We start from the raw sequence: 18,587 nt of genomic DNA, 5'->3' as shown, positions 1-18,587 counted from the left end.
TTGCCTCAGGGCAATTCAAGCTCCGCGGTGAACATGCTGACGTCGGTGAGTGCCTGCTCGAGACGCTCCATGACGGCGTCTGGACCACACCGGTCGGCGACGCCGCTGGCGATGATGTCGCGGCACGCGCTGACGATGGTCGTGCTGAACACGGCGACCGCCAACTCCAGGCGAGGATCGTCGGTGGCGACGCCCATCTTGGCGGCCAGCGCCTCCATTGCGGCTGGACAGCGGTAGTCGATGGCCGCCTGCCGCAGCGTCGGCGACGAGTACACCACCCGAAGGATCAGCATGATGCGTTCGGCGGTCAGTCCAGCCGAGACCCGTCCCCGTGCCGCCCGCGTCAACACCGCAATGTGCGCGGCCCGCAAGGCCGCCAGCGGACCGACGGTGGACTGCTGGGAATCGAGCTCGGCGGCGATCTCGTTGGCGAGGTCGTCGATCACCGCGATGAACACCGCGTCCTTGGAGGCGAAGTAACGGTTGAAGGTGCGCGGCGAGACCGAGACCGCATCCGAGATCTGCTCGACGGTCGTGTTCTCATAGCCTCGACTCAGGCAGAGGTCGACCGCGGTGTCGATCAACATCTTCCGAGTTCGAGCCTTCTTGCGCTCACGCAGTCCCGCTGGATGCGAGCCGGAGGGGTCGACCACGCGCCACACCATACCGGCGTGGGTGACCCGCCAGGCCGGGACGAAACCGTCGACCGGACCCGCCGAGATGGTCGCGGCGGCGGTCCGGCGAGCCGGTGAGCAGCCCGTTTGGCTCCACGGGCCGCCGTCGTCGGTGCTGGCGCATGCGCGGCTGGCCGACTCGATGCGTCACGAAATGGAAAGAAGGCGCCCTCGCCGAGCGGTCTAGATCGCGACGGGTCCCGCATCGGGAGCCGGCGGCACCTCGGACGCCGGTGGCGGCGGTACCTCGGCGCCTGGCGGCGGCAGCAGCTGTGCGTCGGCTCCCTCGACGGCCGGAAGGTCGGCGGGCCCGGGGGCGGGCGGTGGCGGCGCGAACGGGTCCGCCGGCGGGGCCTGCGGATCGGTGGCCGGCTCGTCCTGTGCCAGCGGTAGGTACATGTGCCGGGTGAACTGGGGCTGGAAGGCGCCGCCGCCGCCGATGCGCACGCCGCTGCCGCTCTCACCGGCCGAGACCGGGGTGCCGTCGGGCAGCGTGACGGCGGTGTGGCCGGAGTTCCAGCCGATGTTCAGCGCACCGGGCTCGGTGCCGTACTTGAACCCGCGCGCCAGCAGGGCCTGCTCCTCGTTGCCGGTGTGGAACCGATCACCGTAGATCGGCCGGCCGCTTGCCGCGTTGGCCACCCATGACACCAGGCCTGAGCAGTCCGTGCCGGCAGGAGAGTCGCCACCGGTGCGGTACGGCGTTCCCGAGACCTGGTTGACCAGAGTCAACAAGGCCGTGGTCGCAATAGCATCGATCATGCCGTCGGACGCTAGCAACGGGCTTTGCCCATCACCAAAATCTGTGGCGGCCATCACGTTTCATGATCATTACGGTGCAAATCGCAAAATACGTTGGGAGAAGCCCTTTCTCGCGCAAAATCTGGTGGCTGATCGACGTTCGCGATTCTCCGGGAAGCAAATTGGTGAATTGTCCCGGTAGGTCCACGAATGTGCATGTCAAAGCGCATATCTCGACACGGCGCCAGTCTGTCGCACACCCGCTCTGGCAGCTTCGCCGGCACGTCGGCCGTCGTTGCCAAGATCGCGCAGCCGTGACGTCGATCAGGTCGTCGGTGAATCGATCAAGTGCGTCAGCGGAATACGCCCATCCCGCCGTCGACCATGATGGTCTGGCCGGTGATGTAGCGGCCGTCCTGGCTCACCAGGAACGCCACGACCGCTCCGATGTCCTCGCGTGTGCGCCCCACCCGTCCCAATGGGACGCCGCGGAGGGCCCGTTCGAAGTCCTTGGGGGCGACGTCCTGCCAGAAGCGAACACCGGGGGAGTCTGCGAACGGGCAGACGACGTTGACGTTCACCGCGTCGCGTCCCCATTCCAGTGCGGCGGCCTTGGACATGCCACGGATCGCCTCCTTCGCCGCCGCGTATGCGGCGAATCGAGCCTGACCGCCCGTTCCCGAGGCCGACCCGAGGTTCACGATCACCCCACCGCCGCCGGCCTTGAGCACGGGATGCGCAGCCTGCATCAGGAAGAACGTCGCCCGTGGACCGACGTCGAAGACCAGGTCGTAGTCATCGGAGGTGATGTCCACCAAGGGTTTTGGCTCGTTCGTCGCAATCGCGTCGTTGACCAGCGCATCCAGTCCGCCAAATCTGCGGACGGCAGTCTCGACGATGGCGCGCGGACTGCCGGGATCGCGTAGGTCCGCCACCATTACCTCGAATTCGCCTGCTGCGGTGGAGAATTCGTCACCGGTCTGGTGCAACGTATGGGCGTCGTGGTCCACCAGGAGGACTGACGCGCCTCGGTCGAGCAGCGCACCGGCGATGCCCTTGCCGACGCCTTGGGCTGCACCGGTCACGATCACGGTGTGGCCCGCCAACGCCGCCGGATGCGAGTAACCGCCCGGGGTGGCTGGTGGGCTCGTCATGGCGACAATGTACCGGCCAGGACGCAGGCAGATGACCGATTCGTGACGTCCCGTGCGTCGATGCTTCGTTTGCCAAATAGGGGGTAATAGGGTCGCTGGGTCGTGGCACCGTCGTAACGTAGGGTGGCGAGCGGTGCCGGCCCGGGGCCGACGCCGACGAGGCGCAAACACTTGAGGAGGCGCCCGTGAGTACGAATGAGGACAAGCTGGACCTGGAACCACATTTCGACGACATCCAGGCGCATTACGACCTGTCCGACGAGTTCTTCCGGCTCTTTCTCGACCCGACGCAGACCTACAGTTGCGCGTACTTCGAGCGGGACGACATGACGCTGGAGGAAGCGCAGATCGCCAAGATCGACCTGGCGCTGGGCAAGCTCGACCTCGAGCCTGGGATGACTTTGCTGGACATCGGCTGTGGATGGGGCGCGACGATGAAGCGCGCCATCGAGAAGTACGACGTCAACGTCATCGGGTTGACCCTGAGCCGGAACCAAGCCGCGCACGTGGAGAAGATGTTGGCCGCCATTCCCGGCGAGCGCAGTCGGCGCGTCGAACTCAGCGGCTGGGAGGAATTCGACGGATCGGTGGACCGCATCGTCTCCATCGGTGCCTTCGAGCACTTCGGCTACGACCGGTACGGCCGGTTCTTCGAGATGGCCTACCGGGCGATGCCCGACGACGGCGTGATGCTGCTGCACACGATCACCAGGGCCGGACCCGAGGAGCGGGCCGAGCTGAACCTGCCGGTGACCATGTCGCTGCTGCGGTTCACGAAGTTCATCGGCGACGAGATCTTCCCGGGCGGGCAGATTCCGGTGATCGCCGAGGTGGAGAAGTTCTCGACCGAGGCCGGATTCACCATCGAGCGGAGACACGAGCTCAGGGAGCACTACGCCAAGACCCTCGACATCTGGTCGGCGACGTTGGAGGCCAAGCACGACGAAGCCGTCGCGCTGCAGTCCGAGGAGATGTACGAGCGGTACATGAAGTACCTCACCGGCTGCGCCAACTTCTTCCACAAGGGCTACACGAACCTCTGCCAGTTCACGCTGGCCAAGTAGCCCTTGCCGCTAGGGCGCGCCGACGGCCGTCGACGCCACTTCCTTGGCCCAGCGGTAGTCGGCCTTGCCGGCGGGGGAGCGGACCACCTTGGGCGTCCTGATGAACGCCTTGGGCACCTTGTACCGCGCGATCGAGGTGCGGCATACCTCGAGGAGCTCCTCGTCGGTGGCCTCGGCTCCCTCGGCGAGTTGCACCACCGCGACGACCTCGTTGCCCCAGCGCTCCGACGGCCTGCCGACGACGACGACGTCGTAGATGCTGGGATGCGCGGCGATCGCGCGTTCCACCTCCTCGACGAAGATCTTCTCGCCGCCGGAGTTGATGGTCACCGAGTCGCGGCCGAGGAGTTGAATTCGCCCGTCGGGCAACACGTCTGCGCGGTCACCGGGCACCGACCAGCGCACCCCGTCGATCGTCGGGAACGTCTTGGCGGTCTTGGCTGCGTCGCCCAGGTAACCCAGGGGGATCAGATCGCGGCGCGCCAACCAGCCCTGGCCCTCACCGGGCTGCAACACCCGGTCTAGGTCGGCGGAGACGACCGCGGTGTCGAACTGCGGGGTGAACGTGGCCGGCGCGGTCTCATCTCCGGCCGTGGTGGCGGTACTCATCTGGGCGCCGGACTCCGAGGCCCCAACGGCGTCGAGCAGCATCAGGTGTGGCAGCGCCACGAGGAGGCGTTCGCGGACCGTCGGTGAGAGTGGCGCGCCGCCGTTGGTGATGGTGAGCAGGTTCGACAGGTCGTAGTCGCCCGCCTCGATCTCGTCGACCAGGGGCCGCGCGATCGCGTCACCCACCACCGGAAGGCTCAGCACCTTCTCCTCGACGGCCAATCGCAAGACGTCGGCCGGGCGCATGCGCTCGACGTCGTCGGGAATGACGATGCGGCCGCCCATCGTCACGGCATTGAACGCGGCCCACTGGGCGGCGCCGTGCATGAACGGCGGGATCATCAGCATCGACACCGCCCCCGCGCTCGCCCGCGCCTTCTCGGCCAATTCGTCGTGCGAGGCCAGCGGCTGGTCACTGCCCCACGGCCGGCCGCCCATCGACGACAGGAAGATGTCGTGCTGACGCCACAGCACGCCCTTCGGCATGCCGGTGGTGCCACCGGTGTACAGCACGTAGAGATCGTCACCGGACGGCGTCGGTAGGCCCGAGCCCGGAGCCGGGGTGGTCAGGATGGTCTCGAAATCGACTGCACCAGGCAGTAATTCGTGTCCGGAGTGATCGGCTACCTGGATGAGGATGCGCAGGTGAGGCAGGCGCTCGCGAATGGCCGCGACCCGCGGGGCGAACTCGCCGGGGTAGACCAGCGCCGCGGCCCGTGAGTCGGTGAGCAGGTACACCAACTCCTCCTCCACGTAGCGGAAGCTGACGTTGAAGGGTGCGACGCGCGCCCGGAAGGAGCCGATCATGGCCTCGAGGTACTCGTTGCCGTTGCGCAGGTAGATGCCCAGGTGGTCCTGGCCGGATTCGTGGCCAGCCAACCCGTCGCGTTCGGTGTGGCAGCCCAGCCCCACCGACGTCAAGTAGTTGGCGAAGCCGGTGACTCGGCGGTCCACCTCGCCGTAGGACAGCCGGCGGCCCCGCCACACCAGGAAGGTGTCGTCGGGAATGGTCTTGGCAACCGTGCCGAAGACATCGGAGAGATTGAACTCGGTGCCGCTACCCATGGCAATCGACCATACAGGCGCGTGGTCGATGTATGGTCTGACTTCGGCGATCAGCCGGGGAAGAACCCGGCTCCGGTGAGGGTGCCCGGCTGCCAGCCCTGCTCGCCAAGGCAGACCATCGGGCGTCCGTCGGGTGCCTGTGCGGCCATCTTCGGGCTCTCGCACGGCGAGCCGATGTCCTTGACCCCCTGCAGCGGATAGGACGACACCCAGAATCCGGTGTAGACCGGCGGCCACTGGTTGGGAATGTAGTGGCAGACCTCGGTCTGGCCGCCGGGACCGCGACCGAAGGTGAACAGCTGATAGTTGTCGCAGGGCGCGCCGAGCGACGCGTCGTAACGAATGCCGGGTACGTCGGTGGCGTAGTGCCCCGGATTGTCGGGATACATCGGACCCGGGTCGGCCATGGCCGACGGCGCCAGTGCGATGGCTGCCCCGGCGACCGCCGCGGCGACCGTCAGTTCGCGAATCATGATGAGCCCTCCAAACACGGTCGCCGCCGAGCGGCCCCAGAGACGTTTGGCAAAGCCTAGCGGGTCAGGCCAAGGCGGTGAGCGGGTTTGGGGCAGGTGTCGGTAGCCGCTACTCGGAGTCGAGCACGCTGACCGCGATGCCGTAGGGCAGGAACCGCACCCTGCGGCCGGGATCGGTGTTGTTCTTGTTGGCGCGCAACGCGTCCAGCTCGGTCGGGTAGACCTCTTCGATGTGGGCGCCACCGGCGTCGTCGACGGTGTAGATGGACCACACGCCGTCACCGGTCTCACCGGCGGTCTCCGGTTCGTTCTTTCCCCTGGTGCCCCTGGTGAACTCGTCGAGCAGCGTCGCCCAGCCCGCCTGCTTGCCCAGACGGCCCAGCGCATCGCGAAGCCCGTCGCCCGCCTCACGCATGACGCGGTCGAAGTCCTCGGGGTCGATTCCGAACGGATTCTGGCTCATGGCGGACTCCTCGTCTGCGCCGGCTCGAGGCGCGGCGCCTCCGTCCAGTGTGCAGGTCGCCGGCGAACTTCGCCACGACGGTGACCTGGCCGCACCCGCGGTGTTGGACGATGGGGGACATGTCCGCCAACCGCGCCGACCTGCTGGCCGCCGTCGAACGCTCCCCGCAGGCCGCTGGCGCACACGATCGCGAGGCCTGGGTCGGCCTGTTCGCCACCGACGGGGTCATCGAGGATCCCGTCGGGTCGCGCCCGCACCGCGGACGCGCCGCGATCGCGCGCTTCTACGACACCTTCATCGCGCCCCGCGACATCACCTTCCACCGCGACGCCGACTTCGTGGCCGGGTCGACGGTGGTTCGCGATCTGACCCTCGAGGTGCGGATGGGGTCGGCGGTGACCATGACCATCCCCGCCTACCTGCGCTACGACTTCGACGAGACGCTGAGTATCGTTCGGCTGCAGGCATTTTGGGAGTTGCCCGCGATGACGAGGCAGTTCGTCCGCAACGGTCGCGGAGCAGTGCCGGCCGGACTCGGCCTCGTGCTGGCGTTGCTGGGCAACCAGGGGCCAGCGGGAACGGCCGGTTTCCTGGCCGGGTTCGGCGGCGCCGCGACCAGGGGCAAGCATCACCTGGCGGGGCTGCTCGACGACGCCTGCGCGGGGGACCAGGTGGCCGTCAAGAGACGGCTGGGCGACGCGGCGACCCTGACCAGGGATGCCGGTGCACGCATCGGGACCACCGAGGTGGTGGCGCTGCTGCACGGCTGCCGGTGGGACGGGATGATCCGGGCCGGACGCACCGTGGTTGCCAGGGCCCGGCGGGACGGTCGCCGGGTGCTCGTCTTCGGCGACCTCGAGATGCGACCGACGCATTTCCGTGCACTGCACGTGTTCGCCGACGACCAGCCGACGTGACAAGGTGAATGAACCATGTCTGATTACGACTCGATGACGTACGAGGAATTCGGGCGCAGGTTCTTCGAGATCGCGGTGACCGAGGACCGCGTCGGCGCCGCGATCGCCGACATCGCCGGCGCCGAGTTCTCGATGGGGCCGATGGCGCAGGGCCCGGGCAAGATCGCCAAGGTCACCGCCAACGTCAAGGTCCAGGACCCTGCGGTCACGCGGCATGACGGCGACCTGCTGACCTTCGACATCCGCATTCCGCTCGAGATCGGGCTGGTCATCGACCTGCGCATCGACAAGCCACGGTTCATCGTGTTCGGCGAGATCGCGCTGCGAGCCACCGCGATCGCCGCGCACCCGCTTGCGCTAATCCTCGACGTCGAGAAGCCCCGCCCGTCGGACATCTCCATCCACATCACCTCGACCACCCTGCGGGCCGAGTTGCTGCGCATCGTGGGAGGGGTCGACGCCGAGATCAAGCGGTTCATCTCCCAGCACGTCGCCGGCGAGATCGACAGTCCGGGAGCGGCGAAGGCCAAGGTCATCGACATCGGTGGCCAGATCGACGAGGTGTGGACCGGCGTCTGATTGGGCCGATCCCGCGATTTCGCCGTACGCTTTGGCCCGTGGACAGCAAAACTCGCAAGTCGGCCTCGCGCATCGCCATCGTGACCGCCGGTGCCATCTGCACCGCGGTCCTCGCCGCGTCGCCCGCCTCCGCGGACTCGACGACCGACTTCATCGACTCGCTGGGCACCGCCGGCATCCCCTCGGTCGACCCCGGTCAGGCGGCCGACCTCGGACGCTCGGTGTGCCCGATGCTGTCCCAGCCCGGCCAGGACCTGGCCGACACCGCCGCCAAGGTCGCCGATGCGGGCGGCATGTCCCTCGGCCCGGCGACGATGTTCACCGGGCTTGCCATCTCGGCCTTCTGCCCCAGTGCGATGAGTTCGCTGGCCAACGGTGAATCGCCGGTTCCGCTCGGCCTACTCGGCGGCCTCGGCTTCTAGCTCGGGAGCCACGGGCGTCAGCAACGGGCGCTTCGGATCGCGGCCATTGCCGCTCGACAGCCCCCGCAGATGGCGCCAGATCCACGGCATCAGCAGGTTCTGTGTCCACAGCGCCTGCGAGTACAACCGCGAGCGCACCCCGGGCCTGACCACGTCGGTCTTCGCAATGGCCCAATCGTGACTGCTGCCCGGCAACTCCAGTGCCTCGGCGGCGGCCTCGGCGAACACGGCGTGCCCGGCCGGGGAGCCGTGCACGCGGTCGGGACTCCAGATGTCCGGGTCGCTCAGCGAGGGCGCGTGGTACAGGTCGACCAGCCGGAACCCGTGCCGCTCGGCCGCAGTCCTGATGACGGCGTTCATCTGCCGCACGCGCGATCCGAGGAGCCGGCCCACCGGCAGGATCCGTTCGAGGTCGGGGAAGGTGGTCGTGACGACGGTGGCGCCGGTGAGCGCCATCCGGTCGTGCAGCAGGTCGATGTCCTGCAGCGCGGTGGCGAAGCTGCGTCCGGGCCGGGTGACGTCGTTCATCCCGATGCAGCTGGTGATCAGGTCGGGCCGCATCGCGACCGCGGCCGGCAGCTGACGGTCCAAGACGTCCCGGATGCGACGCCCGCGTACGGCGAGGTTGGCGTATTGCACACCGGGATCGAGTTCCTCGAGTCTGGCGGCCAGCCGGTCGGCGAAACCCCTGACGCCCGAGGCGTCGTCACCGTCCCAGAGACCCTCGGTTTGACTGTCGCCGAGTGCGACGTATCGGCGGTATGACTCGTCGGCCACGAAGGCACTCTAGCGGTCGTGCGGCACGCGGGTCGGTCCTGGCGGGCGCGGGTGTGGGAAGGTGGGGCATGCCCGAGCCCGTGACCGCGACTGCAGCTCTTCTCGACGCGCCGCGACTCACCCGCGAGCAGGTGTTCGCCGAACCGTGCCCCGTGCCGAACGAGCCGGGTGTCTACGGCTGGTGGTTCCGCGGGCTGCCCGAGACCCTCGACGTGTCCGGCTGCGAGGTGCGCGACGGCTTTGCGCTGCTGCACGTCGGGATCAGCCCGACCCCGCCGCCCGCCAACGGCCGCCGCCCAGTGAGCCAGGACCTTCGCAAGCGCATCCGGTACCACTTCGGCGGTAGCCGCGGGAACGCCGAGGGGTCGTCGCTGCGCAAGACGCTCGGCGTGGTCCTCGCCGGTGAACTCGGACTCGAGCTGCGCCGCATCGGGTCGGGCCGGTCGATCACCCTCGCCGGTGGCGAGTCCGTGCTCAACGGGTGGATGGCCGAGAACGCGTTGGTGTCGTGGGTGGTGCAGCCCGAGCCATGGCTGGTCGAGGACGCGGTGGTCGCCGCACTGAAGCTGCCACTGAACCTGCAGGGCGACGACGACTTCCATCCGGAGCTCAAGCGCCTGCGGCGGGAGGCCATGCAGCGTGCCAACAAGCTACGCGTGCTGAAGGAGTGGTAGCGCGGTGCCACGCGTCAGCGCAGGCCTGCTGCTGTACCGACGCGCCGGTGACGACGGCATCGACGTCTTGATCGGGCACCCCGGTGGTCCGTTCTGGGCCCGCAAGGACGAGGCCGCGTGGTCGATCCCCAAGGGCGAGTACGCCGACGACGAGGATCCGTGGACTGCCGCGCAACGGGAATTCGTCGAGGAGATCGGCCTTCCGGTGCCCGACGGGCCGCGTGTCGAGCTGCCCCCGGTCAAGCAGTCGGGCGGCAAGATCGTCACCGCCTTCGCCGTCGAGGCCGATCTCGACGTGACCGACAGCAAGAGCAACACCTTCGAGATGGAGTGGCCCAGGGGTTCGGGAACGTTGCGCGAATTCCCCGAGATCGACCGCGTCGGTTGGTTTTCCGTCACCGAGGCGCGGGAGAAGCTGCTAAAGGGTCAACGACCGCTGCTCGACGCCCTCATCGCCCATCTCGAAGGAGTTTGATCGGGCGCGTCTCAATGGCGTTGACGGTCAACCGGCGGCCGTGGATGCGCCACCCCAGTGGAGTCTGTAGGTACTCGTCGTCGTAGCGAAGGTGCCACACCACGTCGGTGAGCTGGTCCGCGGCCCTGGTCCAGTGGTGTGCGACGCAGGTGATGCGACCCAGCGCGTAACCCGGCTCGGGGCCCGGCGCGTACACCTCGCCGACGATGGCGTGCTCCGTGCGTTCGATCGCGCGCAGGGCCGCCATCGCCTCGGCCACCCCGGCCCGGCCGCGCTTGACGATCACCGGTGCTAGGTCGCGGGGCGGATCTGGCAGGCGCAATTCGGCTGTCTCGGTGAATAATTCGGTCACGTCGTCGAGGCGTCGGTCGTCGACGGCGGCGGCGTAGAGGTGCACCAGGTCGGCCACGGCGAGCCGGTCGGCGAGGCTCAGCGTCACGGCAGCCCCTTGTCGCGCCGGATGTCCTCCCAGCACCGGAGCCGGGACTGACCCGTCTGCTGCATGCAGACCCGAACCGGCGTCTCCTGTTCGGTTGGCAACGGCGCCTCCGTCGGATCGACCGTCACCGTGGGGCTCGGCACCTGCCCGGGAGTCAGTGACCAGATCGTGGCGCTGGTGCCCTGCAGCGTCGAGCAGTACGCCGTCGCCCCGCTGGTCGTGGTCCCGCTGCTGCCGGCCGGAGCGCAGTCCGATCCGATCACGGCGGGCGCGGGTGCGGTGGTGGCCGTCGCGGCGGGAGTGTCGGTGGTGGTCGCCGACGTGGATGGCGAAGACGGCGGCCCGGGTGGTGGCGGCAGTGGGGTCACGGTGGGCATGGGCGTGGGGGTGGTCGCGGGGCCGGCCCGCTCGTCGTCGGCCCGGGTTAGCTCGAACAGTCCGAAGGCGAGTGCCGCCACCAGCAGAACGGCCAGCACGGCAGGCACCAGCACCGCCGTCCGCAGTGGTGATTGGCGTGTTGCGACGGGCGCCGACAGCCGCGTCTCGCCAGTGTCCGCCTCCTGCGCGAGACGATGTCGCAGGGCGCGGGCGAAGTCTGCGCACCGCTCGTAGCGGTCACCGGGATCCTTGGCCAGGGCCTTGGCGAATACCGGATCCAGCGCGGCCAATTCGGGCCGGCGATCGCCGATCACGGGCGGTGCGGCCGAGAGGTGCTGGCTGATGACGACCGCCGGATTCGAGTGCTGAAACGGCGGGGAGCCGGTCAGCAGGTGAAATGCCGTGGCGGCCAACGCATACTGGTCGGCGCGGCCGTCGAGCTCACCGCCCATCAGCTGTTCGGGAGCGGCGTAGGACACCGTGCCGACGGTCATGTTGGTTGCGGTCAGCCCGCTCGGATCGTCGACCCAGCGGGCGATACCGAAGTCCGCCAACGATATTCGACTGTCAGGTGTGCCAAAGTTGGCGAGCAGGATGTTGGCGGGCTTGACGTCGCGGTGCAGCAGCAGACGCTGATGCGCATAGTCGAGCGCGTCGGCCACGGCGGCGATGACGTCGGCGACGGCCGGACCGGGCATGCCGTCGGGGTACTGCCCGTGCAACAGCTGCGCGGCGTCGGAGCCGTCAACGTAGTCCATGTCGATCCACAACCGACCCTCGGCTTCGCCCCGGTCGTGCACGCCGACGATGTGCGGGTGCCACAGCGAAGCGGCGATGTCGGCCTCGCGATCGAAGCGCTCGCGATACTCGTGGTCGGCCGACACCTCCGGCCGCAGCACCTTCAACGCGTCGAGACGCGGCAGCCGCGGATGCTGGACCAGATAGACCTCACCCATACCACCGGTGCCGAGGCGCCGGACGATGGTGTAGCCGGCAAAGGTCGAACCCTCGTCCAACGGCATGGAGGCATGGTAGTCGGCCGGGAGGCCTCAGAGGTCGAGGATCAGGTCCTCGTCGCCCGCCGCCCGCGAGACGCAGGTCAGCATCATTCCGGCGGCGCGCTCGGGGTGGGTGAGCAGCATGTCGCGGTGCTCCACCGCGCCTGCCAGCACCCGGGTGCGGCACGTCCCACAGAACCCTTGCTGGCACGAGTAGGGCGCGTGCACGCCTTCCCGGTTGAGCGCGGTCAGCAGCGTCTCGTCCCTGCCGACGCGGATCCGGCGGGCGGTCGAGGCGATCGAGACGGTGAATTCGGCGCCGTCGACGACCGGGGGAGCGGCGAAGCGCTCGAAGTGCAGCTCGACGTCGTCGCGGCCGACCAGCGCCGTGCGCAGCGCGGTGAGTACCGGGGCAGGTCCGCACGCGTACACCGTGGTGCCGTCCGGGCAGTCCCCGAGCAGTTCGGCGGCCGTCGGAAGGCCCGCCTCGTCGTCGGTGCGGATCTCGATGCGGTCGCCGAATCGGGCCAGCTCCTCGAGGAACGGCAGGGTGTCGCGGCTGCGGCCGGCGTAGACCATCGACCACTCCACGCCGAGCTGCTCGGCCTGGGCCAGCATCGGCAGGATCGGCGTAATGCCGATGCCACCCGCGATGAACCGGAAGCGCTGAGCCGGCGAACCGTAACCCGGCACGGTCAGGGGAAACGCGTTGCGTGGTCCACTGGTGGTGATGGTCGCCCCGACTGCCAGTGAATCGTGCACCTCGATCGATCCGCCGCCCCCGGAAGGAATGCGGCGCACCGCGATTCGGTACGAGTCGGTGACGCCGGGATCGCCGCACAGCGAGTACTGGCGCACCAGCCCGCTCGGCAGGTGCACGTCGATGTGGGCTCCGGGATGCCAACGCGGCAGTGCACCGCCGTCTGGCGCGGTCAAGGTCAGGGCGATGACGTCCTGGTCGTGGGCGACGACGCGGCGGTCGGCGACGACGAGTGAGAAGGTGCGCTCGACGCCGGGCAGCGGCGCCACGTTGCGGACGGCGCCCGAGAGGTTGAAGAGCCCGTCGATCACGGTGGCGGCAAGGCCCAGCGGCACGTCGTGGCGGGACCGTCCGGAGGTGCTCGGGGGCGCCTCGCGAAAGCGCGCGAACATCAAAGATGCGCCGCGCGAGCCGCGGGGGAGCTCGCCAGGTAGGCGACGGCCTGTGCCGTCGACCCCATGTCCTCGGGGGAGAAGCCGGGGCGGAAGTAGGTGAAGGTGTTGGAGCCGAACAGCTTTCGATACTTGGGCAGCAGCCCGAGCTTCGAGTCCCGCATCCGCAGCTTCTGCATCTGGAACCAATTCATCGTCATCGTCGGGTCGTTCTTCGACAGGTACCAGGCGCCGCGCTGGAAGAACGTCGCCATCAGCACGACGGCCAGCATCATCGCGCGAATGCGATCGACGTAGCTGTCGTGGAAGTACCTGGCCACGTCGTGGGCCACCATCCGATGCTCGACCTCTTCGCTTCCGTGCCATCGGAACAGGTCCACCATCGTCGGGTCGGCGGCATGGTCGTCCCACGCGCAGTTCAGCGAGAAGTCGCCAAGCACGGCGGTGTAGTGCTCGATCGCGGCGATCAGCCACAGTCGGTCACACAGGTGGTTGAGCTTGCGCTTGGGATCGGTGATCGACGGATCCGGGGCGAGCACCTTCTCGAAGACGTACTCGATCTGATCGAGGACCGGCTTGACGTCGACCCCGTGCCCGACCATGTACTCGTGGAGCACCTTGTCGTGGACGTCGGCGTGGGTGGCCTCTTGGCCGATGAAACCGCGCATGTCCTCGGCGAGCTTGGGGTCACGCACCAGCGGCAGCGCCTCGTCGTAGGCGGCCACGAACCAGCGTTCGGCGGCGGGCAGCACGATGTTGAGCAGGCTGATCATGTTCGACGCCACCGGGTGCTCGGGAATCCAGTGCAGTGGGACGTCGTCGACGTCGAAGTGCACCCGACGGGCCTGGATCTGCACCGGACCGGGGTCGATCTCGGTGTGGAACCGCTGTGGTCGCAACATCGCGTACCCCTTCCTGCGAAGTGTCCGGAGGGATTCTACGCGGGATACATGGGAACGCGGGTCCCGGGTACTTCGGTTTAGCCGACGGGGACGGGAACCCCGATGGGTCCGCCATAGGTGCCCTGGCCTGCGCCGGGCGCCGGGGCGGTCCCGCCGGCAGCAGGGGCGCTCGGCGCGGCAGGCGTCGAGTCCGAGGCGTGGTCGGCCGCGGCCTGCGTGCAGTCCAGCATCAGGATCATCTTGTTCTTGGAGTTGACCTTCTGCTGGCTGACGATGCACTGGGACTGTGGCAGGTCACTGCCGAACGACCCACCGAACGTCGCCTTGACGCCTTGGGACTTCAAGATCACCACGGCCTTGGCGTACGGCTCGCCGACGACGTTCATCGCGTTCAAGCTGCCCGGGTCGGCGGATGCCGACACCGGGGCGAGCAGGGCCGACGCGATGGCGGCGGGCACGACGAGCCCAGCGGCTCCCAGTCCAAGAATCTTCTTCACGTGCCCTCCGAAGGTCGTGGTGCAAAGGCGAACATAACGCAGTTCAGTCTCGCGAGAAACTTCGTTCACTCGGCAGCCGGCGTTACCTGCGTGCGCATGACCTCGGCCAGCGCCGCAGCCCGCGGGTCGGCGAAGACGTCCTCGACCAGCATTTCCCGGCCGTCGGGGCCGGCCAGTTTGACCCGCCAATTCGGGTATTCGTCGGTGGTTCCCGGCTGATTCTGGGTGCGCACGTCGCCGACCGCGTCGGGCAGCGCCAGGGCCAGCAGCCGCGAGGGCGTGCGGCCCAGGTAGGCATACAGCGCCGCGACGACCTGCTCGACGCTGGGATCCTCGCCGATCAACTCGGCGTCCCGCAGGGTGGCCAGCCAGGCCTGCTGCTCGGCCCGGTCGTGCGCCAACTCCTCGCTCGCCGGCCGGGTGAGCAGCCCGAGCTCGTCGCGGATGCGGACGTGCTCGCCCGCCAGGTACCCCGCCGTCGGCGGCAGATCATGCGTGGTGACCGACGACAGGCAGTACTCCCGCCACCTCCTGGCGGGCAGCGGACCGCCGCCTGCGTCGCGGTCCAGCTCGAACCACAGGATGGAGGTTCCCAGCACGCCACGCTCGCGCAGGTAGTCACGCACCCACGGCTCGACGGTGCCGAGGTCTTCACCGACGACGACGGCACCGGCACGCTGCGCCTCGAGTGCGACGATGCCGATCATCGCCTCGTGGTCGTAGCGGACGTACGTGCCCTCGGTCGGAGCGGCGCCGTTGGGGATCCACCACAGGCGGAACAATCCGATCACGTGGTCGATGCGGACACCCCCGGCGTGCCGGAGCGCGGCGTTGACGAGCGCCCGAAACGGTTCGTACCCCTGCTCGATGAGTTGATCGGGTCGCCACGGGGGCTGCGACCAGTCCTGGCCGAGCTGGTTGAACTCGTCCGGCGGTGCGCCCGCGCTGACACCGAGCGCCAGCACGTCCTGCAGCGCCCATGCGTCGGCGCCGTTCGGGTCGACGCCGACGGCCAGATCGTGCATCACCCCGAGCGCCATGCCCGACTGGATCGCGGTGGCCTGCGCCGCCGTGAGCTGATCGTCGAGCTGCCACTGCAGCCAGCGGTGGAAGTCGACGGCGTCGGCGCGCTTGGCGGCGAACGCCGCGACCGCCTCGCTGGCGGGGTGTCGCAGGTCCTCGGGCCACTGGTGCCAGTCGTTGCCGTATTTCTCGGCGAGGGCGCACCAGGTGGCGAAGTGGTCCAGGCTGACGCCCTCGCGGGTGCGGTAGGCGGCGTAGGCCAGTTCCCTGCCCGCGGACCGCTTGACGCGGTAGACCGCCTTCAACGCCGCGCGCTTGATCTTCCACACCGAGTCGCGGTCGATGAGCTTGGACTTCTTCGCCCGGGCCTGGGCCACCGACCTGGCCTTGCGCAGTTCCCCGCGGTCGGCGACGTAGGCGAACTCCGGCACCGCCTCGACGCGCAGGTAGATCGGGTTGACGAAGCGCCGCGAGGTCGGCAGGTACGGCGACGGTTCCATCGGCGCCGCCGGAGCTGCCGCATGCAGCGGATTGACCAGGATGAAGCCCGCGCCGTGCTGGGCCGAGGACCATACCGCCAGATCGGTGAGATCGGTTTGGTCGCCCATGCCCCACGACTTGTCCGAGCGCACGCTGTAGAGCTGGGTGGACAATCCCCAGGTCCGCCCGCCGCCGAGCGCGGTGGGAAGACGGATGCCGTCCGGGGTGACGATGAGGGCCGCCGCGGCATCCACCCCGCCCGCGTCGACGTGCAGCCGGTGGTACCCGACGGGCAGGTCGGCGGGCAGCTCGAAGGTGGCCTCGCCGATCAGCCGACCGTCCAGTTCGTAGGGCGGCCGGTTGTTCTCCAGCTGACGTAGCCCGGTGCGGACCGTGCCGTCCTCGAGCCGGATCCACCCGCCGACGTGCTGGCCGTGGGTGACGTGGACCCAGAACGGCGTCGCGCGGCCCGACCTGGCCACCACGGTGTGCGGCAGCGTGCGGCGCCAGTGGTCGCGGTCCAGCGTCAGCAGCGCCGCCTGCCGGTCGTCCTCGGTGGCCGCGGCAACGCCAAGCGCGGCGAGGACCGCGACCAGCGTCGACTCCGAGACCACCCGGTGCCCACCCGTCCAGTCGTGGTACGTGGCCGCCACGCCATGGCGGCGGGCGAGTTCGACCAACGACGCGGCCAGTTCAGTCATGATCGCAATCTTGCCGGGAAAGGCCCCCGCGTGCGTGCTCCGGCGCACTCACCGGGCCCGGTTGGTCGCCCAGTATCGTCTGCTCGGTGGTGACGGGCGGCCGGGTCGACGCGAGCGCCGGCCGGGCCAGGGTCGCGGTGTCGGCGATGTTCCTCACCAACGGAGCCATCTTCGCCAACCTGGTGCCGCGCTTTCCCGAACTGAAGGCGCAGCTGGCGCTGAGCAACACCGAATACGGCGCCGTGGTGGCGGCGTTCCCGGTGGGCGCCCTGGTCGCCGGGCTGGCCGCCGGGGTCATCGTGCGCCGGCTGACGTCGGCGCGTACCACGCTGATCTGCACCGTCGGGATCGCGCTGTTGCTGTTCGCGGCAGGTCTGGCGACGACGCCGGTCCTGCTGGCGGTCCTGCTGTTCGGTGGCGGGCTGTGCGACTCGGTGACCGACGTCGCCCAGAACGCGCACGGGCTGCGCGTGCAGCGGGTCTACGGCCGTTCGCTGATCAACTCCATGCACGCGTTGTGGTCGGCGGGTGCGATGCTCGGAGCCGGCATGGCGGCCGTGGCGATTGCCCTGCACGTGCCGATCGGGGTGCACCTGGGGCTGAGCGCGGCCGCGTTCATCGCGGTGGCCGCCGCGGCCTACCCCTTCCTGTTGAAGGGGCCCGACGGCCGGGACCATGGCGCCGACCCGACGCCGGTGACCGGCCGGCCGGGGTGGCGGGTCTGGGCGGCCATGGCGACGCTGCTGGTCATCGCGACGGCGGGCGCGATCATCGAGGACGCTGGCAGCTCGTGGGCGGCGCTGTATCTCGGCGGTGGACTCGGCGCGGCGGGCGCGATCGCCGCTCTCGGCTACGTGGCGCTGCTCGGTGCCCAGTTCGTCGGGCGGTTGGTTGGCGACCGCCTGGTGGACGCGCTGGGGGAGCGAACCGTGACGCGGGTCGGCGGTCTGCTCCTCGCGGTGGGCATGGGGCTCGCGCTGGCGTTTCCGAGCGTGCCGGGCACCATCGCCGGGTTTGCCGCGGCGGGTCTGGGGGCGGCGACCGCCATTCCCGCAGCCATGCACGGCGCCGACCGGCTGCCCGGCCTGCGGGCCGGCACCGGGTTGGCGCTGCTGGCGTGGTTGATGCGCGTCGGTTCCGTCGGGGCGCCACCGATCGTCGGGGCCATCGCCGACGCGACGAGCCTGCGGGTCGGGCTGGTGATCGTTCCCGTCGCCGGGTTGGCGATCGCGGTCGCGGCCGGGGTGCTCAGTGGGCGGCGCCCACCAGTTCGATCGTGAGGACGCCGGCGATCACCAGACCGATGCCGATCAGCATCCGGGTGGTCAGCGGGTCGCCGAACAGACAGCGGGCGATCACCGCGACGAGGGCGACCCCGCAGGCCGTCCAGACGCCGTAGGCGATGCCCACGGGCATGCCGAGTCGCAGCGTCAACCACAGCAGGTAGAACGAGGCCAGGTAACCGGCCACGACGGGTGCGATCCACGCCCGTTTGCGCAGCCCGTCCGAGGCGCGCAGGCCCAGCGTGGCGAATACCTCGACGCCGATCGCCATCGCCAGGGCAAGCCACATCAGGACGCGCGATCCTCGGTGCGGGAACCGAACTCGATGAACAGCACGCCGGCGACGATGAGGGCGATGCCGAGCGCAATGGGCCAGGTGAAGGGATCGCCAAAGAGCACGGCGGCCAGTATCGCGGTGAGTGCCGTGCCGGTGGCGCCCCAGATGCCGTAGGTCACGCCGACCGGGAGGCCTTGTCGCAGCACCAGCGTCAGCAACGCGAATGCCGCCGCGTACCCCAGCACGACCGTCACCAGCCAGGCGGAGTGTTCCTGAGACGCACGCAGCGAGAGCGTTGCCCCGACCTCGGTGAGGATGGCCGCGGTCAGATAGGCCCACTTTCGCACCGAATCAACCTAGTCGCCCGGGC

Annotated in this window: 22 protein-coding genes; 7 read left to right on the top strand and 15 right to left on the bottom strand. The window is 69.1% G+C overall.

All coding sequences use genetic code 11. The annotated features are described in order from the left end of the window. Nucleotides 1–5: 5 nt before the first annotated feature. The 3 genes from SBI80_RS20525 to SBI80_RS20515 all read right to left on the bottom strand — a co-directional run bounded on the left by SBI80_RS20525 (nt 6) and on the right by SBI80_RS20515 (nt 2,569). Nucleotides 6–653, bottom strand: coding sequence for a TetR/AcrR family transcriptional regulator (locus tag SBI80_RS20525; protein ID WP_318976630.1), 648 nt, complete (start codon nt 651–653; stop codon nt 6–8). A 204-nt stretch (nt 654–857) separates the two neighbouring features. Then, a complete protein-coding gene (locus SBI80_RS20520) occupies nt 858–1,436 on the bottom strand; it encodes an NlpC/P60 family protein (RefSeq protein ID WP_318976629.1) in 579 nt (192 codons plus the stop codon). A gap of 332 nt (nt 1,437–1,768) precedes the next feature. Next, complete coding sequence (locus SBI80_RS20515; protein WP_318976628.1) at nt 1,769–2,569, bottom strand: SDR family NAD(P)-dependent oxidoreductase; 801 nt, start codon at nt 2,567–2,569, stop codon at nt 1,769–1,771. A gap of 185 nt (nt 2,570–2,754) precedes the next feature. Between SBI80_RS20515 and SBI80_RS20510 the strand changes: the two genes are divergently transcribed. Next, nucleotides 2,755–3,633: a cyclopropane mycolic acid synthase family methyltransferase gene (locus SBI80_RS20510; protein WP_318976627.1), complete on the top strand. Its 879-nt coding sequence runs from the start codon at nt 2,755–2,757 to the stop codon at nt 3,631–3,633. Nucleotides 3,634–3,642: 9 nt separating this feature from the next. On the opposite strand, the gene SBI80_RS20505 is transcribed toward SBI80_RS20510, so the two are convergent. The 3 genes from SBI80_RS20505 to SBI80_RS20495 form a co-directional block, all read right to left on the bottom strand. After that, nucleotides 3,643–5,307 carry an acyl-CoA synthetase gene (locus SBI80_RS20505; RefSeq protein WP_318976626.1) on the bottom strand — a complete coding sequence of 555 codons (1,665 nt, stop codon included), beginning with the start codon at nt 5,305–5,307 and terminating at the stop codon, nt 3,643–3,645. A 50-nt stretch (nt 5,308–5,357) separates the two neighbouring features. After that, nucleotides 5,358–5,780: a hypothetical protein gene (locus SBI80_RS20500; protein ID WP_318976625.1), complete on the bottom strand. Its 423-nt coding sequence runs from the start codon at nt 5,778–5,780 to the stop codon at nt 5,358–5,360. A 109-nt stretch (nt 5,781–5,889) separates the two neighbouring features. Beyond that, nucleotides 5,890–6,243 carry an Rv0313 family protein gene (locus SBI80_RS20495; RefSeq protein ID WP_318976624.1) on the bottom strand — a complete coding sequence of 118 codons (354 nt, stop codon included), beginning with the start codon at nt 6,241–6,243 and terminating at the stop codon, nt 5,890–5,892. A 119-nt stretch (nt 6,244–6,362) separates the two neighbouring features. Between SBI80_RS20495 and SBI80_RS20490 the strand changes: the two genes are divergently transcribed. The 3 genes from SBI80_RS20490 to SBI80_RS20480 are packed head-to-tail and all read left to right on the top strand — an operon-like array spanning nt 6,363 to nt 8,161. Beyond that, a complete protein-coding gene (locus SBI80_RS20490) occupies nt 6,363–7,160 on the top strand; it encodes a nuclear transport factor 2 family protein (protein WP_318976623.1) in 798 nt (265 codons plus the stop codon). A gap of 15 nt (nt 7,161–7,175) precedes the next feature. Next, nucleotides 7,176–7,739 carry a hypothetical protein gene (locus tag SBI80_RS20485; protein ID WP_318976622.1) on the top strand — a complete coding sequence of 188 codons (564 nt, stop codon included), beginning with the start codon at nt 7,176–7,178 and terminating at the stop codon, nt 7,737–7,739. Between the two features lie 38 nt (nt 7,740–7,777). Further along, the gene (locus tag SBI80_RS20480; RefSeq protein WP_318976621.1) at nt 7,778–8,161 is read left to right on the top strand and encodes a DUF732 domain-containing protein; all 384 of its coding nucleotides are present in this window, start codon (nt 7,778–7,780) and stop codon (nt 8,159–8,161) included. Here the strand turns inward: SBI80_RS20480 and SBI80_RS20475 are convergent. After that, complete coding sequence (locus SBI80_RS20475; RefSeq protein WP_318976620.1) at nt 8,138–8,938, bottom strand: SGNH/GDSL hydrolase family protein; 801 nt, start codon at nt 8,936–8,938, stop codon at nt 8,138–8,140. The genes SBI80_RS20480 and SBI80_RS20475 overlap by 24 nt on opposite strands. Before the next feature lie 68 nt (nt 8,939–9,006). Between SBI80_RS20475 and SBI80_RS20470 the strand changes: the two genes are divergently transcribed. Beyond that, on the top strand, nt 9,007–9,612 hold the full coding sequence (locus SBI80_RS20470) for a GIY-YIG nuclease family protein (protein WP_318976619.1): 606 nt from the start codon (nt 9,007–9,009) through the stop codon (nt 9,610–9,612). 4 nt (nt 9,613–9,616) lie between these two features. Further along, nucleotides 9,617–10,087, top strand: coding sequence for an NUDIX hydrolase (locus SBI80_RS20465; protein ID WP_318976618.1), 471 nt, complete (start codon nt 9,617–9,619; stop codon nt 10,085–10,087). Here the strand turns inward: SBI80_RS20465 and SBI80_RS20460 are convergent. From SBI80_RS20460 to malQ, 6 genes are all read right to left on the bottom strand, one after another. After that, on the bottom strand, nt 10,062–10,526 hold the full coding sequence (locus SBI80_RS20460) for a nuclear transport factor 2 family protein (protein ID WP_318976617.1): 465 nt from the start codon (nt 10,524–10,526) through the stop codon (nt 10,062–10,064). The genes SBI80_RS20465 and SBI80_RS20460 overlap by 26 nt on opposite strands. Beyond that, a complete protein-coding gene (locus SBI80_RS20455) occupies nt 10,523–11,926 on the bottom strand; it encodes a serine/threonine-protein kinase (RefSeq protein WP_318976616.1) in 1,404 nt (467 codons plus the stop codon). The genes SBI80_RS20460 and SBI80_RS20455 overlap by 4 nt, the downstream gene beginning before the upstream one ends. Before the next feature lie 27 nt (nt 11,927–11,953). Further along, nucleotides 11,954–13,054, bottom strand: a complete 1,101-nt coding sequence (locus SBI80_RS20450; protein WP_318976615.1) for a PDR/VanB family oxidoreductase — start codon at nt 13,052–13,054, stop codon at nt 11,954–11,956. Then, nucleotides 13,054–13,956 carry a metal-dependent hydrolase gene (locus SBI80_RS20445; RefSeq protein WP_318976614.1) on the bottom strand — a complete coding sequence of 301 codons (903 nt, stop codon included), beginning with the start codon at nt 13,954–13,956 and terminating at the stop codon, nt 13,054–13,056. The genes SBI80_RS20450 and SBI80_RS20445 overlap by 1 nt, the downstream gene beginning before the upstream one ends. Before the next feature lie 77 nt (nt 13,957–14,033). After that, nucleotides 14,034–14,453 carry a hypothetical protein gene (locus SBI80_RS20440; RefSeq protein ID WP_318976613.1) on the bottom strand — a complete coding sequence of 140 codons (420 nt, stop codon included), beginning with the start codon at nt 14,451–14,453 and terminating at the stop codon, nt 14,034–14,036. Nucleotides 14,454–14,518: 65 nt separating this feature from the next. After that, a complete protein-coding gene (gene malQ / locus SBI80_RS20435; RefSeq protein ID WP_318976612.1) occupies nt 14,519–16,657 on the bottom strand; it encodes a 4-alpha-glucanotransferase in 2,139 nt (712 codons plus the stop codon). Between the two features lie 89 nt (nt 16,658–16,746). Here malQ and SBI80_RS20430 point away from each other — a divergent pair, with 89 nt between their 5' ends. Next, entirely contained in the window at nt 16,747–17,937 is a 1,191-nt protein-coding gene (locus tag SBI80_RS20430; protein ID WP_413232764.1) for an MFS transporter, read from the top strand. On the opposite strand, the gene SBI80_RS20425 is transcribed toward SBI80_RS20430, so the two are convergent. Both SBI80_RS20425 and SBI80_RS20420 read right to left on the bottom strand, forming a co-directional pair. Next, nucleotides 17,906–18,229: a DMT family transporter gene (locus tag SBI80_RS20425; protein WP_318976611.1), complete on the bottom strand. Its 324-nt coding sequence runs from the start codon at nt 18,227–18,229 to the stop codon at nt 17,906–17,908. The genes SBI80_RS20430 and SBI80_RS20425 overlap by 32 nt on opposite strands. Continuing rightward, nucleotides 18,229–18,564: a DMT family transporter gene (locus SBI80_RS20420; RefSeq protein WP_318976610.1), complete on the bottom strand. Its 336-nt coding sequence runs from the start codon at nt 18,562–18,564 to the stop codon at nt 18,229–18,231. Before SBI80_RS20420 ends, SBI80_RS20425 begins: the two co-directional genes overlap by 1 nt. Nucleotides 18,565–18,587 lie beyond the last annotated feature (23 nt).

The organism is Mycolicibacterium sichuanense (genome assembly GCF_033741125.1).
Classification (GTDB): Bacteria; Actinomycetota; Actinomycetes; order Mycobacteriales; family Mycobacteriaceae; genus Mycobacterium.
Note: the sequence above shows the minus strand (reverse complement) of the source record. Positions and strands in the feature narration are given on the sequence as shown.

Coding starts and splice junctions, on each gene's coding strand:
- SBI80_RS20450 (WP_318976615.1), bottom strand. CDS start 13,054: ATGTTCGCGCGCTTTCGCGAGGCGCCCCCGAGCACCTCCGGACGGTCC.
- SBI80_RS20495 (WP_318976624.1), bottom strand. CDS start 6,243: ATGAGCCAGAATCCGTTCGGAATCGACCCCGAGGACTTCGACCGCGTC.
- SBI80_RS20455 (WP_318976616.1), bottom strand. CDS start 11,926: ATGCCGTTGGACGAGGGTTCGACCTTTGCCGGCTACACCATCGTCCGG.
- SBI80_RS20445 (WP_318976614.1), bottom strand. CDS start 13,956: ATGTTGCGACCACAGCGGTTCCACACCGAGATCGACCCCGGTCCGGTG.
- SBI80_RS20500 (WP_318976625.1), bottom strand. CDS start 5,780: ATGATTCGCGAACTGACGGTCGCCGCGGCGGTCGCCGGGGCAGCCATC.
- SBI80_RS20520 (WP_318976629.1), bottom strand. CDS start 1,436: ATGATCGATGCTATTGCGACCACGGCCTTGTTGACTCTGGTCAACCAG.
- SBI80_RS20505 (WP_318976626.1), bottom strand. CDS start 5,307: ATGGGTAGCGGCACCGAGTTCAATCTCTCCGATGTCTTCGGCACGGTT.
- SBI80_RS20515 (WP_318976628.1), bottom strand. CDS start 2,569: ATGACGAGCCCACCAGCCACCCCGGGCGGTTACTCGCATCCGGCGGCG.
- SBI80_RS20425 (WP_318976611.1), bottom strand. CDS start 18,229: ATGTGGCTTGCCCTGGCGATGGCGATCGGCGTCGAGGTATTCGCCACG.
- SBI80_RS20470 (WP_318976619.1), top strand. CDS start 9,007: ATGCCCGAGCCCGTGACCGCGACTGCAGCTCTTCTCGACGCGCCGCGA.
- SBI80_RS20490 (WP_318976623.1), top strand. CDS start 6,363: ATGTCCGCCAACCGCGCCGACCTGCTGGCCGCCGTCGAACGCTCCCCG.
- malQ (WP_318976612.1), bottom strand. CDS start 16,657: ATGACTGAACTGGCCGCGTCGTTGGTCGAACTCGCCCGCCGCCATGGC.
- SBI80_RS20485 (WP_318976622.1), top strand. CDS start 7,176: ATGTCTGATTACGACTCGATGACGTACGAGGAATTCGGGCGCAGGTTC.